The 15,864-nt window shown below is 70.6% G+C and carries 14 protein-coding genes; 10 read left to right on the forward strand and 4 right to left on the reverse strand.

The window, feature by feature from the left end:
• Positions 1-119: 119 nt before the first annotated feature.
• Positions 120-545 carry a carboxymuconolactone decarboxylase family protein gene (locus P1P70_RS26225; protein ID WP_319241871.1) on the reverse strand — a complete coding sequence of 142 codons (426 nt, stop codon included), beginning with the start codon at positions 543-545 and terminating at the stop codon, positions 120-122.
• An 81-nt stretch (positions 546-626) separates the two neighbouring features.
• Between P1P70_RS26225 and P1P70_RS26230 the strand changes: the two genes are divergently transcribed.
• Both P1P70_RS26230 and paaZ read left to right on the forward strand, forming a co-directional pair.
• Positions 627-1,487 (forward strand): VOC family protein, encoded by an 861-nt coding sequence (locus P1P70_RS26230; protein WP_319241873.1) that lies wholly within the window; start codon positions 627-629, stop codon positions 1,485-1,487.
• A 71-nt stretch (positions 1,488-1,558) separates the two neighbouring features.
• On the forward strand, positions 1,559-3,112 hold the full coding sequence (gene paaZ / locus P1P70_RS26235) for a phenylacetic acid degradation bifunctional protein PaaZ (protein WP_319241875.1): 1,554 nt from the start codon (positions 1,559-1,561) through the stop codon (positions 3,110-3,112).
• A 271-nt stretch (positions 3,113-3,383) separates the two neighbouring features.
• On the opposite strand, the gene P1P70_RS26240 is transcribed toward paaZ, so the two are convergent.
• On the reverse strand, positions 3,384-4,157 hold the full coding sequence (locus tag P1P70_RS26240) for an IclR family transcriptional regulator (RefSeq protein WP_319241877.1): 774 nt from the start codon (positions 4,155-4,157) through the stop codon (positions 3,384-3,386).
• Positions 4,158-4,450: 293 nt separating this feature from the next.
• On the opposite strand from P1P70_RS26240, the gene P1P70_RS26245 reads away from it, so the two are divergent.
• Positions 4,451-5,962: a bifunctional 3-(3-hydroxy-phenyl)propionate/3-hydroxycinnamic acid hydroxylase gene (locus tag P1P70_RS26245; protein ID WP_319241879.1), complete on the forward strand. Its 1,512-nt coding sequence runs from the start codon at positions 4,451-4,453 to the stop codon at positions 5,960-5,962.
• A gap of 157 nt (positions 5,963-6,119) precedes the next feature.
• Here the strand turns inward: P1P70_RS26245 and P1P70_RS26250 are convergent, their stop codons facing one another.
• Positions 6,120-6,875 carry an SDR family oxidoreductase gene (locus P1P70_RS26250; RefSeq protein WP_319241881.1) on the reverse strand — a complete coding sequence of 252 codons (756 nt, stop codon included), beginning with the start codon at positions 6,873-6,875 and terminating at the stop codon, positions 6,120-6,122.
• A 237-nt stretch (positions 6,876-7,112) separates the two neighbouring features.
• Positions 7,113-7,709 carry a TetR/AcrR family transcriptional regulator gene (locus tag P1P70_RS26255; protein ID WP_319241883.1) on the reverse strand — a complete coding sequence of 199 codons (597 nt, stop codon included), beginning with the start codon at positions 7,707-7,709 and terminating at the stop codon, positions 7,113-7,115.
• Between the two features lie 422 nt (positions 7,710-8,131).
• On the opposite strand from P1P70_RS26255, the gene P1P70_RS26260 reads away from it, so the two are divergent.
• The 7 genes from P1P70_RS26260 to P1P70_RS26290 all read left to right on the forward strand — a co-directional run bounded on the left by P1P70_RS26260 (position 8,132) and on the right by P1P70_RS26290 (position 15,842).
• On the forward strand, positions 8,132-8,806 hold the full coding sequence (locus P1P70_RS26260) for a GntR family transcriptional regulator (RefSeq protein ID WP_319241885.1): 675 nt from the start codon (positions 8,132-8,134) through the stop codon (positions 8,804-8,806).
• A 45-nt stretch (positions 8,807-8,851) separates the two neighbouring features.
• The gene (locus tag P1P70_RS26265; RefSeq protein WP_319241887.1) at positions 8,852-10,108 is read left to right on the forward strand and encodes a cytochrome P450; all 1,257 of its coding nucleotides are present in this window, start codon (positions 8,852-8,854) and stop codon (positions 10,106-10,108) included.
• Positions 10,105-10,965: an SDR family NAD(P)-dependent oxidoreductase gene (locus tag P1P70_RS26270; RefSeq protein ID WP_319241890.1), complete on the forward strand. Its 861-nt coding sequence runs from the start codon at positions 10,105-10,107 to the stop codon at positions 10,963-10,965. The genes P1P70_RS26265 and P1P70_RS26270 overlap by 4 nt, the downstream gene beginning before the upstream one ends.
• A 182-nt stretch (positions 10,966-11,147) precedes the next feature.
• Complete coding sequence (locus P1P70_RS26275; protein WP_319241892.1) at positions 11,148-12,284, forward strand: thiolase family protein; 1,137 nt, start codon at positions 11,148-11,150, stop codon at positions 12,282-12,284.
• Between the two features lie 8 nt (positions 12,285-12,292).
• On the forward strand, positions 12,293-12,706 hold the full coding sequence (locus P1P70_RS26280) for an OB-fold domain-containing protein (RefSeq protein ID WP_319241894.1): 414 nt from the start codon (positions 12,293-12,295) through the stop codon (positions 12,704-12,706).
• Entirely contained in the window at positions 12,703-13,494 is a 792-nt protein-coding gene (locus P1P70_RS26285; RefSeq protein ID WP_319241896.1) for an enoyl-CoA hydratase/isomerase family protein, read from the forward strand. The genes P1P70_RS26280 and P1P70_RS26285 overlap by 4 nt, the downstream gene beginning before the upstream one ends.
• Positions 13,494-15,842 carry a CoA transferase gene (locus tag P1P70_RS26290; protein ID WP_319241898.1) on the forward strand — a complete coding sequence of 783 codons (2,349 nt, stop codon included), beginning with the start codon at positions 13,494-13,496 and terminating at the stop codon, positions 15,840-15,842. The genes P1P70_RS26285 and P1P70_RS26290 overlap by 1 nt, the downstream gene beginning before the upstream one ends.
• The last annotated feature ends 22 nt before the right edge of the window (positions 15,843-15,864 follow it).

Here is a 15,864-nt window from a genome sequence, read left to right on the forward strand (position 1 = left end):
GGGGAGGGAGGGGCCGCCCTCCGTCCGGATGCCGAGCGTGTTGATGACGGTGGCGATGGTCAGGTACTGCCCGACGGTGTAGAGGACGTCGATGACCTGCTCGGTGCTCAGGTGCTCCGTCAGCCGGATCCACAGGTCGTCGTCGACGCCCTGTCGCTCGACGAGCGAGTCGGTGGCGCTGAGCAGGACCCGGTGTCCAGGTCGTCGAGTTCGTCCCAGGCGCCGGTCGCGGCGGCCAGGATCGTGTCGTCGGCCAGGCCGGCCCGGCGGGCGATGCGCACGTGATGGTCCCACTCGTAGGCCGCCTGGGCCAGGGCGGCGATCCGCAGGATCATCAGCTCCCGGGACGGCAGCGGCAGGGTGTTCTTGCCCAGCACGTGGTTGCTGAAGACGAGATGGCGGCGCAGCGCGTCCTCGTGGTGCGCCAGGGTCGCCCAGATCGTGTGGATCCGGCCGTCCTGGTCGCGGTACGGCGCAAGCGACGCCAGTGTCTTCTCCTGCAGGTCGGCCTCGTCGACGGGCTGCAGGCGGGGCTTCTCCGGCATCGGAGTCCTCCTCGGCTCGATGACGGCAACGTATTCGTCTGAGCCTTGACCGTCAAGAGTCTAACAAATATCGTCCTCGCCATGACGATCCAGAGCCTTGGTTATGTGGGGATCGGCGCGCCCGATCCGACAGCGTGGGCGGAGTACGCCCGCACGGTGATAGGTCTCGCGGTCGAGCCCGGGGACCCCGGTGGGCCCGTGCGCCACCGGCTGCGGATGGACCAGCATCCCTTCCGCATGTGGCTGACGGAGGCGGAGACCGGTGGCGTCACGGTCATCGGCTGGGAGGTGCGCGACGCGGCGGCGATCGACGAGCTGACGGTGCGCCTCAAGGAGTTCGGCGTCGACGTGACGGCGGGCACCGAGGAGGAGTGCCGGGACCGCCAGGTGACCCGCATGGTGCACTTCGGCGGTCCCCTCGGCATCCGCACCGAGCTGTTCTGCGGCCGTCGCCTCGCCCCGAGCCAGTTCGTGTCACCGCTCGGCGTGGACTTCGTGACCGGCGAACAGGGGCTCGGGCACGTGGTGATGAAGACGCCGCACGTCCAGGAGGCGGTCGACTTCTACTGCGACGTGCTCGGCTTCCGGCTCAGCGACACCGCCGACTACCCCTGGGGCACGTTCTACTTCCTCGGCTGCAACCCGCGCCACCACAGCATCGCCTTCATCCGCTCGTACAAGAACGAGGGCACCCACCACATCCTGTGCGAGGTGACCACCCCGGAGGAGGTGGGCCGCGCCCTCGACCGGACGCGCGAGCACGACATCCAGCTCATGGCCACGCTGGGCAAACACGCCAACGACGGAATGTTCTCCTTCTACATGACCTCACCGGCCGGCTTCGGCATCGAGATCGGCGCCGGGGGCGTGCAGGTCGACGAGAGCACCTGGGTGAGCCGTACCTACACGGCCGACATCTGGGGTCACCACCCGGTCCCGTAGCGGCCCGCGAGCGAGCAGCCCCGCGACGAAGTCAACCCCCGACCCCTCCGAAGAAAGCGGGCCGCAATCCCATGCTTCTCAAGAGCTATCTGCAGGACACCTGGGTCGCGCCGACGGCCACCGACGCCTCGACGGCCCATGTGCGCGACGCGGTCACCGGAGAGCCGGTCTGCCGCGTCTCCTCCACCGGCCTCGACCTGGCGGCCGCCTTCGACCACGCCCGCCTGGCCGGCGGCCAGGCACTCCGGGCACTGACGTTCCACCAGCGAGCAGACCTGCTGGACGCGGTCGCCGCGGCCGTCCGCGCACGCCGCGAGGAGCTGTACGCCCTGTCGACCCGAGCCGGCGCCACCCTCGCCGACGCCCGCTACGACGTCGACGGCGGCATCCGGGTCCTGCGCGACTACGCGAACCGCACACGCGCCGAACTGCCGGACGCGCCCCACCTCCTCGAAGGCCCCGCCGAACGCCTCGCCCGGGGCGAGGACTTCCTCGGCGTTCACCTCGTCACCCCCTCACCGGGCCTGATGCTGCAGGTGAACGCCTTCAACTTCCCGGTCTGGGCGCCGCTGGAGAAACTGGCCCAGGCGCTGTCGGCCGGCCTGCCCAGCGTGATCAAGCCGGCGACCCCCACCGCCTACCTCACCGAACACCTCGTGCGGATCGTCACCGACGCCGGAGTCCTGCCGCCCGGCTCCCTGCAGCTGGTCGTCGGCTCGGTACGGCCGGCCCTGGACCTGCTCCAGGAGCAGGACGTCCTCTCCTTCACCGGCTCGGCCGCCACCGCCCGGACCCTGCGCACCCACCCCCACCTGGTGGCCCGCTCCGTCCGCTTCAACGCGGAGGCCGACTCCGTCAACGCCATCGTGCTGGCCCCCGATGTACGGCCCGGAACACCGCTCTTCGAGGCGTTCGTACGCGAGGTCGTGACCGAGATGACGGTCAAGGCGGGCCAGAAGTGCACCGCGATCCGCCGGGTCATCGTCCCCCGGGAGCACGAGGCCGCCGCGCTGGACGCCATCGCCTCCGAACTCGCCGGGGTGAGCATCGGCAACCCCGCCGCGGAGGGCGTGCGGATGGGCGCGGTCGTCAGCCTCGCTCAGCGGGACGACGTACGTCGCGCGGTCCGGCGGATCGCTCAGTCCGGGCGCTTCGTCCACGGTGACCCGGACAAGGTGCGGGTGGTCGACGCCGACCCGCGGCGGGGGGCGTTCCTGGACACCCTCCTCGTCTCCGCGGACCCGGAGGCCGCCGCGCCCCACGAGGTGGAGCCCTTCGGGCCGGCCGCGACCGTGCTGGCCTACCGCGACACCGCCCACGCCGTGGACCTGGTGGTGCGCGGCAGGGGCAGCCTCGCCGCGTCGATCGTCGGCGACGACCTCGCCTGGACGACGGCCTTCCTGGGGGACACCGCCCCCTGGCACGGCCGGCTGCACCTCATGGACTCGGCGAACATGACGCAGACCACCGGGCACGGCTCACCGCTTCCCGCCCTGCGGCACGGAGGCCCCGGCCGGGCCGGCGGGGGATCGGAGATGGGGGGCACCCGAGGTGTCCTCGACCTGATGCAGCGCACGGCACTTCAGGCGTCGCCCCGACTTCTCGACGCCTTGCGCACCCCGTGAGCGTGGTGCCGTGGGTGGGAGCGGTCCGAGAACCCCTCGGCACGGCGTCGGCGTACCCCGGGCTACGCGCATGTCTGCCTCGTACCGTCGGTCAGTCGGCGGCCCGCCCGGCCCCCCCGCTGACCCCGGCGGTCGAGGGTGCGTGGAGATGACGGAGACTGCACCGGTGTCCGGGGCGGTCAGCGGTGGGGGCGTGGGCAGGTGAGTACGCGCTGGTCGTTGGCTGGGCCGAGCTCGAAGGACAGGGTGAGGCGGGGGCGCGGCCGGCGGGTCACGGCGTACCGGCTGCGTGCAGACCGGCCTCGATCGCCAGGGCCCGGGATCTCATCAGCGCCGACATCGAGCGCACCTTGGCGGCCGACATCTGGCTGCTCACCGTGCCGACGCTGAGCGCCGCGACCGCGCGACCCAGGGAGTCGCGGATCGGCAGTCCCAGCGCGCTGACCCCGGCGGTGATGGTGTTGTGGATCAGCGCGTAACCGTCTTGGCGAGTTCGTCGTACCTGGTCGTACACCTCGGCTTCGGACGTCCCCCACTGCTCGGCGAGGACCGACTTGACCGAGTCGACGACGTCCGCGCACTCCTCGTCCTCCAGCGCGGCCAGGATGGCGAGGCCGCCTCCTCCGATGCCCAGCGGACGGCGGCTGCCGATGTTCAGGGCGATGACCTTGATGGGGAAGGACCCCTCCCGCCGGTCGGCGCACACGGCCTCGTTGCCGCTCCTGATGGTCAGGTAGGTGGTGTGTCCCGACTCCGCCGCGATCCGTTCGAGATGGGGGCCGCAGATCCCGCGCAGGTCGAAGCTCTGGGCGGCGGCCAGACCGAACTCGAACGTCAGGGCGCCGAGCGTGTACCGGCGGCCGGCGGTCCGGTGCACCAGCCGGAGCGAGATCATCTGCCCCAGCATCCGGTGGACGGTGGCATGCGGCAGATCGACCTGCTGGGTGATCTCGGTGAGCGCGGCTCCCGTGGGCCCGGCGTTCGCGAGGATACGCAGCACCGAGACCGCCCGGCTCAACGGACCTTCGCCGACAACTTTGTCCATGCAATCGACATTGCTCCGCGAACACGTGGCCGTCAAGGGCCGTTCAACAGCGAAAACATATGTCCACTGAGCGGACAACGCCCCTTGCCGCTGAGGGAGACGGGCCCCCATAGTGCGGTGACCCACACGTCGTAGGTACGCGAGGAGGCACACGTGAAGCCCACGAGCCCGACATCCGGGAACCGCGACAAGGCGAGCCGGACGTCCCGGAACCGCGACAGCAGGTCGGAGACCGTGACCGACGACCGCGCGGGCGCCACGACCGCCACGCCTTCCCGCCTCGGGTCGGTCCGATGAGCTACGACGCCATCGTGATCGGCTACGGTCCTGCCGGGGCCACCATGGCCAACCTGCTGGGTCAGCGTGACTGGCGGGTGGCGGTGGTGGAACGGAGCAGGACCGTCTACGCCGACCCGCGCGCCATCACCGCCGATCACGAGGCCATGCGGGTCTTCCAGCACATCGGCCTGGCCGAAGAGATCACGCGGGGCACCGTCCCCCACCCCGGCACGGACTTCGTCGGAGCCGACGGTCTGCCGATCAAGCACTACGAGCCGGCGCCGCCCCCGTACCTCCTCGGCTGGGAACCGAACTTCATGTTCTGCCAGCCCGAGCTGGAAGCCGTACTGCGGCGCGGCGTCGACCGGTTCCCGAACGTGGAGGTGATGCTCGGACGGTCCTGTCGTGCCGTGTGGCAGGACGAGGACGGTGTGCGGGTCCAGGTCGACGACGACGTACTGTCCGCGAAATACCTGGTGGCCTGCGACGGCGCGAGCAGCGGTGTCCGCCGCGACCTCGCCGCTTCCCTCGACGACCTCGCCTTCGACGAGTGGTGGGTCGTGGTCGACACGCACGTGTCGGGCGACGCCGAGTTGCCCGAGCGGGTGACCCAGTACTGTCGCCCGGAGCGTCCGGGTACGTACATCGTCGGACCGGGTGCGCTGCGCCGATGGGAGATCAAACTCCTGCCCGGCGAGGACCCGGAGGAATTCCGGGCTCCGGAGAAGGTCCGCTCGGTCCTCGGCCGGTTCGTCGATGTCGGCCAGGTCGACATACAGCGCGTCGCGGTCTATCGGTTCCACGCTCTGGTCGTCGACCGATGGCGCCACGGAAGAATTTTCCTCATGGGCGACGCGGCCCACCAGATGCCCCCGTTTCTCGGCCAGGGCATGTGTGCGGGCATCCGCGACACGGTCAACCTCGCGTGGAAGCTCGACGGCGTGGAACGCCAGGGATTCGACGCCTCTCTCCTCGACACCTACGGCCAGGAGCGCAAGCCCCATGTCCGGGCCGTCGTCGAGACGACGAAGTCGCTCGGCGTCATCATCGGCGAGACCGACCCGGTCGAGGCCGCGCGCCGGGACGACACCCTTCGCAACCTGCCCCGGATGACGTCAGTCCGCCAGAAGTCGATCCCGGGCCTCGACTCCGGTCTCATCGCCCTCGACGAGGGCGGGCCGGGCGTGGCCGCGGGCGAGTTGTTTCCCCAGCCTCGTACGTCACAGGGCGCTTTGCTGGACGACGTGATCGGTGCGGGTTTCTGGCTCGTGGTGCATCGCGACGACGTGCTCGACCAGGAACTCCGGGGGACCTGGGCGGAGGTGAGCGGGCACATCGTCCATGTGACGGAGGAGATGGATCCCGACCGCCTCGTCCGCGGCTGGTCCGAGCAGTTCGACGCGGCCGCGGTCATCGTCCGTCCGGACCGCTACGTCTTCGGTGCGGCCCGGGATCGTGACCATCTGCGTGGGCTGGTCGTCGACCTGGTGCGAAGGCTCAGGGGTGGGACGGCCGTCCGGTCCTGATTTCCAGCTGAGGGCGGGCTCGGGGGACCGTGGCAGAGCAGCTTCCGTCGCCGCGGACCGTGGCAGGGCCGCTTTCGTCGGCCGCAGAGGCTCCGCCCTCCACTACTGGGTGCGGAGTCTCGGTGCGGTGGAAGGGCGGTCCGCTGCTCCGCGCCGGTCAGGCCAGACCCGCGCCTCCGTCGACGTTCAGGAAGGCGCCGTGGGCGAAGGCGGCGTCGTCGGAGGCGAGGTATGCCACGGCTTCGGCGATCTCGCGCGGCAGGCCGAACCGGCGGGCGGGAAGCGCCTGGGTGACGGCGGCGGCCCGGGGATCGGCGGCGATCGCGGCCTGGATCTCTTCGGGCAGAACGGGGCCGGGTGCGACCGAGTTCACGCGTACGCCGGACGGGCCGTACTGCTTCGCCCACGCCTTGGTGAGGTTGTTCAGGGCGGCCTTGCTGGATGAGTAGGCGGCCCTGTCCGGCGCCGCCTTGTCGGCGGCGAAGGAGCTGACGTTGACGACCGCGCCGGCGCCCCGCTCGACCATGGCGGGGACGAGTTCGGCGACCAGGAAGAAGGGCACCTTGACGTTGGTGCCGTAGACCGCGTCGAAGACCTCCTCCGTGGTGTCGGTCGTGGTGCCCTCGGGGAACACGCCCGCGTTGTTCACCAGGATGTCGATCTGCCCCGTGACCGACCGGGCCTGTTCGGCCAGGGTCCGGGCGCTGTCCGCCGATGTCAGGTCGGCCCGCACGAAGTCCGCCTTGCCACCCGCTTCCCGGATGTCGGCGACGGCTTGTGCACCGCGCTCGGCGTTGCGTCCGGACACGATGACATGGGCGCCGCGCTCGGCCAGGAGGTCGGCGATGGCGCGCCCGATGCCGTTGGTCGATCCGGTGATCAATGCGGTCTTGCCGCTGAGAAGCGTGGACATCACAACTCCAGACTCACGAGGAAGATTGGCATATGAGTATCACAAGTGGAACTGAGTGTCAGCTTGGAGACTAGGGGTCACCGTCGAGGGTGGACGAGGGTGGCGTCGAAGTCGGACAGGGTGCCACTCGACGGGCGGACGGCGTGCCGGACGGGGAAAGGTGAACCGGGAAAGAGGGGAGTCCGGAAGCCGTGGTGTCCGGCCGCGAATGAAGGGCGCTACCCGTGCGTCACTGCGTCACCGAGGGGTGAGCGCGCTGAAGGCCTCGTCCAGCAGATCGACGAGATCGAGGTGACCGCCGGAAGCGGTCCAGTGGTCGAGGGCGATGTTGAGGCAGTCCAGGGCTGCCGCGGCCTTCACCGAAATGGCCAGGGTCACGGGCTGTGGGGGGTCGGAGCGCTCGGCGAGGGCGTGGGCCAGGGCGGGCCACCACCCGCGCTGCTTCTCCAACTGCCGGGCGCACAGCGCGGGAGTGTCGAGGACGAGCCGGGTCATCCTCAAGGCCTTGGCCGGGTCCCGACGGTAGTGCTCCAGGGCGGCGTCCAGCCCGCGGCGCAGCGCCGTCCAGTCGTCCTCGTCGGAGGGGCGGGCGCGCACGGCGTCGGCCACCTGCTCGCCGTGCGTGTCGAAGACGCTGAGGACCGCTTCTTCCTTGCTGCCGAAATACCGCAGGAACGTGCTGCGGGAGACCCCGGCCGCAGAGGCGAGGTCATCGAGGGTGACCTTCTCGAACCCTTCGCGGAGGAACAGGTCGAACGCCACGTGGGCCAGTTCCGCACGCACGGCGGCCCGGGCGATGCTCCGGGTGTTCGTGCGTCCAGCCGCCCTGTCCACCCGAGATCCCTTCCGTGCTCACTCAGTTCCTGCATCGATCGTCAGGCGCCAGTATGACACCCGGTCTCACGATCACTCGTACGGCGAGTCGCTGTGCTGCCGCCCGCATGCTCCGCTCGATGTGCGGCGAGCTGCGAGCCGACCTCGCGTCGAGCGAGCCCCTTGCGCGCAGTGTCTTCCTCCGGTCGTGAGGAGAACGTCCGTGGCCCAGGTCCGTGTAGGCGCCGGGGCGGGCCGGCTGCTCACGGGTCCCCGCGCGCCTCGGGCCAGGCCGGCTTCGGTGTCGGGCCATCGTCATCTGCCGGAACATCCGACCGTCGCCCTGCGCACGAGATGTCCTCTACCCATTGACTACGGCACTCGGTCGGCGGCACTCTGTATTCCGTCATACAAACTTCATCCCTGAGAAGCAGAGGTGCGACGTGGCCGGGCACAGACTCGATCTTCGGGTGACGCAGGACAAGCTCGTACGGGACAAGGTGGTCGACGCGCTGCGCGCGGCCATCCTGGACGGGGCCCTGCAGCCGGGTCGCAGACTCACCGAGCGCGAGCTCACCGAGCTCACCGGAGTGAGTCGCACGTCGGTGCGTGAAGCGCTGAGGCGTCTCCAGGCCGAAGGGCTGGTCGAGGAGTCGCCGAGCCGCGGTCTGCGAGTGAGCATCCCGAGCGAGGACGAGGTCGACCAGATCTACGAGATCCGCGCCGAGCTGGAGCCGCTCGCCGTGCGCCTGTTCGTCGAGCGGGCCTCACGGGAGGAGGTGGACGCGCTGGCCACTGTCGCTCAGCAGGTGACCCCGGGCGGCGACGACAACAAGGACGTCCTCGACCGCTTCGACAAGGTCCTGCTCGACGGTTGCCGCAACCCCATGCTGGCGGAGCTGCTCGGCGGCCTCTACAGCCGCATCCACGCCCTGCGTCGCATCTCCGCCGCCACTCCGGGCCGTATGGCCGTCACCAAGCAGGAGTACGCCGATCTCGTCGAGGCGATCCGCAACGGTTCCGCCGCCGACGCGGCGGACGTGGCCCGGCGGCATGTCGCCGCGGCCAGGGTCTCCGCGAAGGTCGCGATGAATCTGCTGAAGCAGGAAGCCGACTGACAGTGAAGGTCGGCGCAAGGACCGAGAGCACAAGGAAGTGCAGCTATGAGTATGGACACCGTCGCCCCGGCGATACCGGACCTGTCGGACCCGGCGACCTTCGCCTCCCGGGTGCCCCATGAGGCGCTCGACGCGGTCAGGGAGCTGCCGGGGCTGTACTGGCAGCCCGCGAAGGCGGGCACCCTCAACGGCGGGTTCTGGTGCCTCACCCGGCACGCCGACATCGCCGAGATCGAACGGAACCCCGAGCTCTTCAGCTCCCAGTGGGGTCCGTTCTTCCCGAGCCTGCCCTCGTCGGAGAGCGAGTTCCGGCACAGCATCATGTACAACGACCCGCCCGTCCACAGCCGCCTGCGCCGGGCCGCCGCCCGGTCCTTCGGACCTCGGGTCATCGCCAACTTCGACGGCTGGGTGCGGGAGATCGTCGTGGAGGTGCTGGACGACATCGCCGCCCGCGGCGAAGTCAACTGGGTGGACGACGTGGCGGCCATCATCCCTTCCCGCGTCATCGCACGCGTGATGGGAGTCCCGTACGAGGACCGTCAGCGCATCGTGGACTGGACGCTCGCGATCTTCGACGCCATGGAGCAGCCCGACGGCGGCGCGTCCGCCCTGGCGCTGCTTCCGGAGATCTTCGCCTACCTGGACCAGCTGCGAGCGGACAAGCTGCGGGCCCCCCAGGACGACTTCGCCACCGTGCTCGCCCAGTGCGTCGAGCGCGGCGAGATCAGCCATCCCGAGTTCCTGCACTACCTCAGCCTGCTCCTCGTCGCCGGATTCGAGACGACGCACACGGTGATCGCCCAGTCGATGCGGCTGATCCTGGAGGAACCGCAGATCGCCGACGCCACCCGCGAGGCCGTCGCCGCCGGCAACCTCAACGGGCTGGTCGACGAGTTCCTGCGGTTCGTCACCCCGGCCATGAACATGGCCCGCACGGTGACCCGGGACACCGACTTCCACGGCACGCGGATGCGTGAGGGCGACCTGGTGCAGATGTTCTTCACCGCCGCCAACCGTGACCCCGCCGTCTTCGCCGACCCGCACCGCTTCGACCCCCAGCGGACCGCGAACGAGCACATGGCCTTCGGCAACGGGCCTCACCACTGCATCGGCAAGAACCTCGCCAAGCTCGAAATAAAGATCCTCTTCGAGGAGATGCACCGTCGCGGCATCGGCTGCGCCCTGAACGGCGAGCCCAGGCGCGGCTGGAGCACCTTCATCAACAAGCTCCTGTCCATGCCCGTCACCGTCACCGCCGACACCGCCGCCACGGACGACCGGCAGGAGGCCCGGTCATGAGCACTCTGACGGAAGCCGTCGTCGTCGTGACCGGCGGCGCCACCGGCGTCGGACTGGCCCTCGCCCGCGAAGCCGCGGCCCGTGGAGCCCGGGTGATGATCGCCGACGTGGAGGACGCGAGCGCGGCGGTGGAGAGCCTGCGGGGCGAGGGTGCCACGGCGGAGTGGCTGCGGACCGACACCTCGGACTACTCCCAGGTCAAGAAGTTGACTGAGGCCACTGTCGAGCGGTTCGGTGGGGTCAACGTGGTGTGCAACAACGCGGGGATCGCTGTGGCCGGTGCGCTCCAGGACGTGGACCCGACCGAGGCGCAACGTGTCTTCGACGTCAACGTGCTCGGCATGTTCCACGTCGTCCACGCCTTCGCACCGCTGCTCAAGGACAGTGCGGCGCGCGGCGAAGCCGCGTATGTCCTCAACACCGGCTCCGAGCACTCCCTAGGCGTCCCGCCCCACGTGGCTCCACTGAGCGTCTACACCGCGTCGAAGTACGCGGCACTCGGCCTCACCGACACGGCGCGCCGCGACCTGGAGCACTTCGGCGTCGGCGTCTCTCTCCTGGCCCCCGGCTGGGTCCGCACCGAGCGGGTCAGGGCACTTGTCGCCGCCGATCCGCAGGTGGCCGCCGCCATCGAACCGTTCGCCCAGGAGACCGCCGAGGTCGCCGCGGCGGCCTTCGACGGCCTGTTCAAAGGTACGGCGGTCATCGCCACCAACCCGCACAGCCGCGCCTTCGCCATGGAGCACGCGCGCGACCTCATGGCCGACATCCAGGCACTTCCCCTCCTGGACGGCCCGCACGACCACGCTCACAAAGGCACCGGCGACGCGTCCAGGTGCCCCTTCGCGCAGGGCTGAGCAGCACCCACCTCCGCCCGCGTCACGGGGCACGTGACAGCCGGCGCCCGGGGGCACTCCCCAGCATTTCTCTGCTTCACCCTCACCTTCCCGCGATCGGTGGCCGGGCGGCGGAAACCGAACCTCACGGCCCATCGCGTCATCCCGTCATTCCCGAAATGACCCACACCCAGGACTGAACCATGCCTGAACGAAGGCAAGTTGCGATCGTCGGCGTCGGCCAGACCGACTTCGGCGCTCTCTACGCCAACAAGGACGCGCAACGCGACGCCTACGCCCTCGGCGCCGAGGCCCTGCGCCTCGCGCTCGACGACGCCGGCCTGCGCAAGGACGAGGTCGACGGCCTCCTCACGGCCCGCATCCACTACGAGCACGGCGCCCATGTGCTCGGCATCCCGACTCCCCGTGTCATCAACGCCCTTGAGGGATCGGGCCGGATGAGCGGCGTCGCCGTCCAGCACGCCGTCTCCCTGATCGAGACCGGTCAGGCGGACGTGGTGGCGTGCGTGTACGGCAACAACGGCCGCTCGGTGAAGATGACGTACGGCGGCGCCTACACCGACAGCCCCACCACCCGCTACGACGCCATGTACGGCATGACCTCCCCGGGCGCGTACGTCGCCATGATGTACCGCCGTTACACGCACGAGTACGGCGTTCCCGACGGCGCACTCGCCCCGATCGCGATCAACAACCGCCGCAACGCCGCCCTCAACGACGTCGCCGTGATGCGCGAGGAGATCACCGAGGAGCAGTACCTGGGCTCCCGCTACATCGCCGACCCGTTGCGCCTCTACGACTACTGCATCATCAACGACGGCGGCGTCGCCCTGATCCTCACCACCGTGGAGAAAGCCCGTGACCTGGCCAAACGCCCGGTACGGGTGGCGGCCACCGCGGCGCGGGGCAGTGTGAGCAACTTCTACACCAGCACGGACTTCTTCCACTCCGCCTCCCAGGACGTGGCCCGCCGCGTGTACGCGGAGTCGGGCTACGGCCCGCAGGACATGGACTGCCTGCAGATCTACGACAACTTCACCCCCACCGTCCTGTTCAGCCTGGAAGGCTTCGACCACGCGCCGCGCGGCGAGGCCTGGAAGTGGGCGAGCCTGGACCGCATCGCCCGCGACGGCGAGATGCCGGTCAACACGGCCGGCGGGCACACCGGCGAGAGCTACATGCAGGGCTGGGGCCACCACGTCGAGGCCGTACGCCAGATCCGCGGCGAGGCAGGCCCCCGCCAGGTGGCGGACTGCGACGTCGCCCAGTACATCTGCGCCTCGCCCATCGTCACCTCGCACGTCCTGGTCGGGGAGTGAGTACACCCATGGACAACCAGCAGCTCATCGAGATGCTCCCGCCCGTCACGGAAGCCAACCGTGACTTCTGGGAGGGCACCCTCGCCGGTGAACTCCGCCTCCAGTACGGCGATTCCGGCACCCCCCGCTTCCCCGAGTCCCCGGTCGACCCGGTGACCCTCGGCACCGACTTCGAGTGGCGCGCGGCCGGCGGCAGGGCCACGTTGTGGTCCTGGATCGTCATGCACCAGAAGTACTTTCCCGCCTTCGCCGACGAGGTGCCCTACCTGGTGGCCTTCGTACAGCTGGAGGAGGGGCCGTACCTGATGACCACCCTGGTCGACCCGCCCGAGAACCTGCAGTGCGGCATGCCGCTGGAGGTCGTCTTCGAGCAGGTCTCGGAGGACCGCGCCATCCCGAAGTTCAAGGTAGTCACCCCGTGAGCACCTCCCTGACCGAAGAGGTCGTCCTCGTCGAGCACCAGGACAACGGCGTCTCCCGCATCACCTTCAACCGCCCCCACAAGCGCAACGCCATGAACCGGGCGGCCCGCGTAGGCATCGTGCGTGCCCTCGACGAGTGCCGGGGCCGCTCCAAGGTGATCGTCCTGACCGGCAACGGCCCCGCCTTCTGCGCCGGCGTCGACCTCAAGGAGGGCGACGTCAGCACCGGGGACGCGGAACTCGACCGGCGCAGCGAATGGGCGGCCGTGCAGGAGGAGATCCGCAGCCACCCCGCCGTCGTCATCGCCGCCGTCAACGGCACCGCTCTCGGAGGGGGCTCCACCCTCATCAACGTCGCCGATCTGGCCGTCGCGGCCGACGAGGCCCAGATCGGCACGCCGGAGATCGGCTTCGGCCTCTATCCGACCCTCGCCGGGCCCGCCGCCCAGCTGCGGCTCAGGCCGAAACACGCGGCCTGGCTGGTGCTCACGGCCGAGCGCATCGACGGCCGGACCGCGGCCGAATGGGGCCTGGTCAACCTCTCCGTCCCCCGGGACCAACTGGACTCCGCCGCCCTCGCCCTCGCCGAACGCGTCGCCTCGTTCGACGCGACCGCGCTGGAATGGTCGAAGAAGGCGCTGTGGAAGATACCCGGCGAGATCTCCGAGTGGACCGAGGCCATCGCGTACGGGCATGAGGTCGCCGATGAGCTCCGCGCCCGCAGCACCGCTCTGGCGGAGGGCCTCGGCCGGTTCCGGGCGGGCGAGCGCAACCCGGGGCAGGGCTGATGTCCGGGCAGCGCACCTTCCGGGTCGTCGAGATCACCGAGTCGGTCGCTGGGGCGGCGTGCGGACGCCTGTTCGCCGCCCTCGGCCACGACGTCCTGCTCTGCGAGTCACCCACCGGTACGCCGCTGCGGGCCAGGGAGTTCACCTTCGCGGCCCTCGGTGCGGGCAAACGCAGCGCCGTACTGCGGCCCGAGCAACTGGCGGCCGACGAGACGAGCCCGCTGGCCACCGCCGACGTTCTCATCACCGATCTCACCCCTGTCGCCGCCGCAGCCGAGGGCTTGGACCTCGACCGGCTCCGGCAACGGTTCCCCGGGCTGGTCACCGTCTCGCTCACCGCGTTCGGGCTGACCGGAGAGTACGCCGAGAGCGTCGGCGACAGCCTCCTGGCGGAGGCGTACGGCGGACTGGCCACCATGATCGGTGAGCCCGACCGGCGCCCGCTCAGCCTCGGCGGCGAACAGGCCGCCCACTCGGCCGCTTTCGTCGGCCTGTACGGCGCCATGCTCGCCCTGCGCGACCGTGACCGCACCGGACACGGCGACCTCGTCGAGGTCGCCCTGAGCGACGTCGCCGCATCCATGGACTGGAAGAGCGACGTCCTGCACGACCTCGGCGGCGGCGTCCCGAAGCGGGCCGGCTCCTCCCAGGGCGGCTGGCGCGTGGTGCGGGCCAAGGACGGCTGGGTCGGAGTCATCTTCCACGCCCATCAGTGGCCCGCCGTCGTCGAGCTGTTCGGCGACCCCCGCCTGAGCGGACCCGGACTCGACGACCCCGACCAGCGTGCCCGGCGCTCGCAGGAGTGGTGGACCGTGATCGCCGAGGCGGCCGCGGGCCGTGAAGCCCATGAGCTCTATACGCAGGCACAGCGCCTAGGACTGCCCTTCGGCCACGCCGCCGACGCCGAGGCCCTGCTGGCCGACGAACAGCTCGGCGCCCGGGGATTCGTCCTGCCGCCCGGCGCGCGCCGCAGGGACGCCCCGGTCGTGGGCCTTCCCTGGACCGTGACGGGGACCGTGACGGGGACCGGGACCGCGACCGGGACCGCGATCGGGACCGCGACCGGCTCCGTCCCCCCGGCACCCCGGCTGGGCGAGCACGGTGGCGACCGCGCTGCCTGGCCCCGGCCGGCTGTCCGCACCCTCCGCACCGCAGGGGCCGTGCGGCGCGGGGACGCGGCTCCCCTGGACGGCCTGGTCGTGCTCGACTTCGGCACCATCACCGCCGGAGCGGCCACCAGCCGGCTTCTCTCCGACTACGGCGCGACCGTCATCAAGATCGAGTCGCAGGGACGCCCGGACCCGTTCCGGAAGTGGGTGATGCCGGGCAGCGCCGACCGGGCGGACGGCCAGGCCCCGCCCTCTCCGATGTTCGCCTCCAACAACGCGGGCAAGCGGGGGCTGTGCCTGGACCTGAAGACCGAGGAGGGCAGGGTCACGGCCCACGAACTCATCCGCAGGGCGGACGTTCTGATCGAGAACTTCCGGGTGGGCGTGACCGCCCGCATGGGCATCGACCACGCCACCGCCCACCGGCTCAACCCCGGCCTCGTCTACCTGTCCTTGTCCAGCCAGGGGGTCCTCGGACCCGAGGCCTCGTACGGTTCCTTCGGCTCGACCCTCGATCTGCTCTCCGGCCTCGCGGCCGTCACCGGATACCCGGGGGAGCGGCCCATGTGGTCGGGCGGCGACGTCAACTACCCGGACCAGGTGGTGTCCTTCGTCGGCGCCGCCCTGGTCGCGGACGCCGTCACCAGCGGCCGGCGCGGCATCCATCTGGACGTCTCGCAGCGGGAGGCCGTCGCCTGGACGCTGGCGGATCAGCTCGGCGAGTACGTCTGGACCGGTCGTATGCCCGCCCCGGACGGCAATCGCCGCCCCGGCGCCGCTCCCCACGACACCTACCCGGCCGCCGAACCCGACAGCTGGCTGGCGATCGCCTGTACCAGCGCCGGGCACCGGCGAGCGCTCGCCGAGGTGATCACCGCGTTGCCGGGCCACGAGCTGGAGGAGTGGTGGCTGAGCCACCAGGACACCGTCGACACCGCCATCGCCGAGTGGACGGCCCGACGACCCCGGGACAGGGCCGTGGCGGAACTGCGCCGCGCGGGAGTCCCGGCCGTACCCGTGAACACCGCCGCGGACCGCGCGCGCGACCCCCGCTACCGAGAACGGCGCGCGGCACTGCGCGTCCCCGAGTGGCTGAAGGGATTCCCCATGATCCTGCACGGCCACACCCCACCCGACCCGGCTCCCGCACCCGTGCTCGGCGAGAACGCCGGACACCTGGACGACCGGGCCCTGGACGAACTCCTCGGCGGCGTTCATCGCCCCCCGATCGCCCGCTGACCTCCCACGACCCGCCCCCCGG

This window comes from Streptomyces sp. MB09-02B (assembly GCF_033794485.1).
Classification (GTDB): Bacteria; Actinomycetota; Actinomycetes; order Streptomycetales; family Streptomycetaceae; genus Streptomyces.

Coding starts and splice junctions, on each gene's coding strand:
- P1P70_RS26225 (WP_319241871.1), bottom strand. CDS start 545: ATGCCGGAGAAGCCCCGCCTGCAGCCCGTCGACGAGGCCGACCTGCAG.
- P1P70_RS26230 (WP_319241873.1), top strand. CDS start 627: ATGACGATCCAGAGCCTTGGTTATGTGGGGATCGGCGCGCCCGATCCG.
- paaZ (WP_319241875.1), top strand. CDS start 1,559: ATGCTTCTCAAGAGCTATCTGCAGGACACCTGGGTCGCGCCGACGGCC.
- P1P70_RS26240 (WP_319241877.1), bottom strand. CDS start 4,157: ATGGACAAAGTTGTCGGCGAAGGTCCGTTGAGCCGGGCGGTCTCGGTG.
- P1P70_RS26245 (WP_319241879.1), top strand. CDS start 4,451: ATGAGCTACGACGCCATCGTGATCGGCTACGGTCCTGCCGGGGCCACC.
- P1P70_RS26250 (WP_319241881.1), bottom strand. CDS start 6,875: ATGTCCACGCTTCTCAGCGGCAAGACCGCATTGATCACCGGATCGACC.
- P1P70_RS26265 (WP_319241887.1), top strand. CDS start 8,852: ATGAGTATGGACACCGTCGCCCCGGCGATACCGGACCTGTCGGACCCG.
- P1P70_RS26270 (WP_319241890.1), top strand. CDS start 10,105: ATGAGCACTCTGACGGAAGCCGTCGTCGTCGTGACCGGCGGCGCCACC.
- P1P70_RS26275 (WP_319241892.1), top strand. CDS start 11,148: ATGCCTGAACGAAGGCAAGTTGCGATCGTCGGCGTCGGCCAGACCGAC.
- P1P70_RS26280 (WP_319241894.1), top strand. CDS start 12,293: ATGGACAACCAGCAGCTCATCGAGATGCTCCCGCCCGTCACGGAAGCC.
- P1P70_RS26290 (WP_319241898.1), top strand. CDS start 13,494: ATGTCCGGGCAGCGCACCTTCCGGGTCGTCGAGATCACCGAGTCGGTC.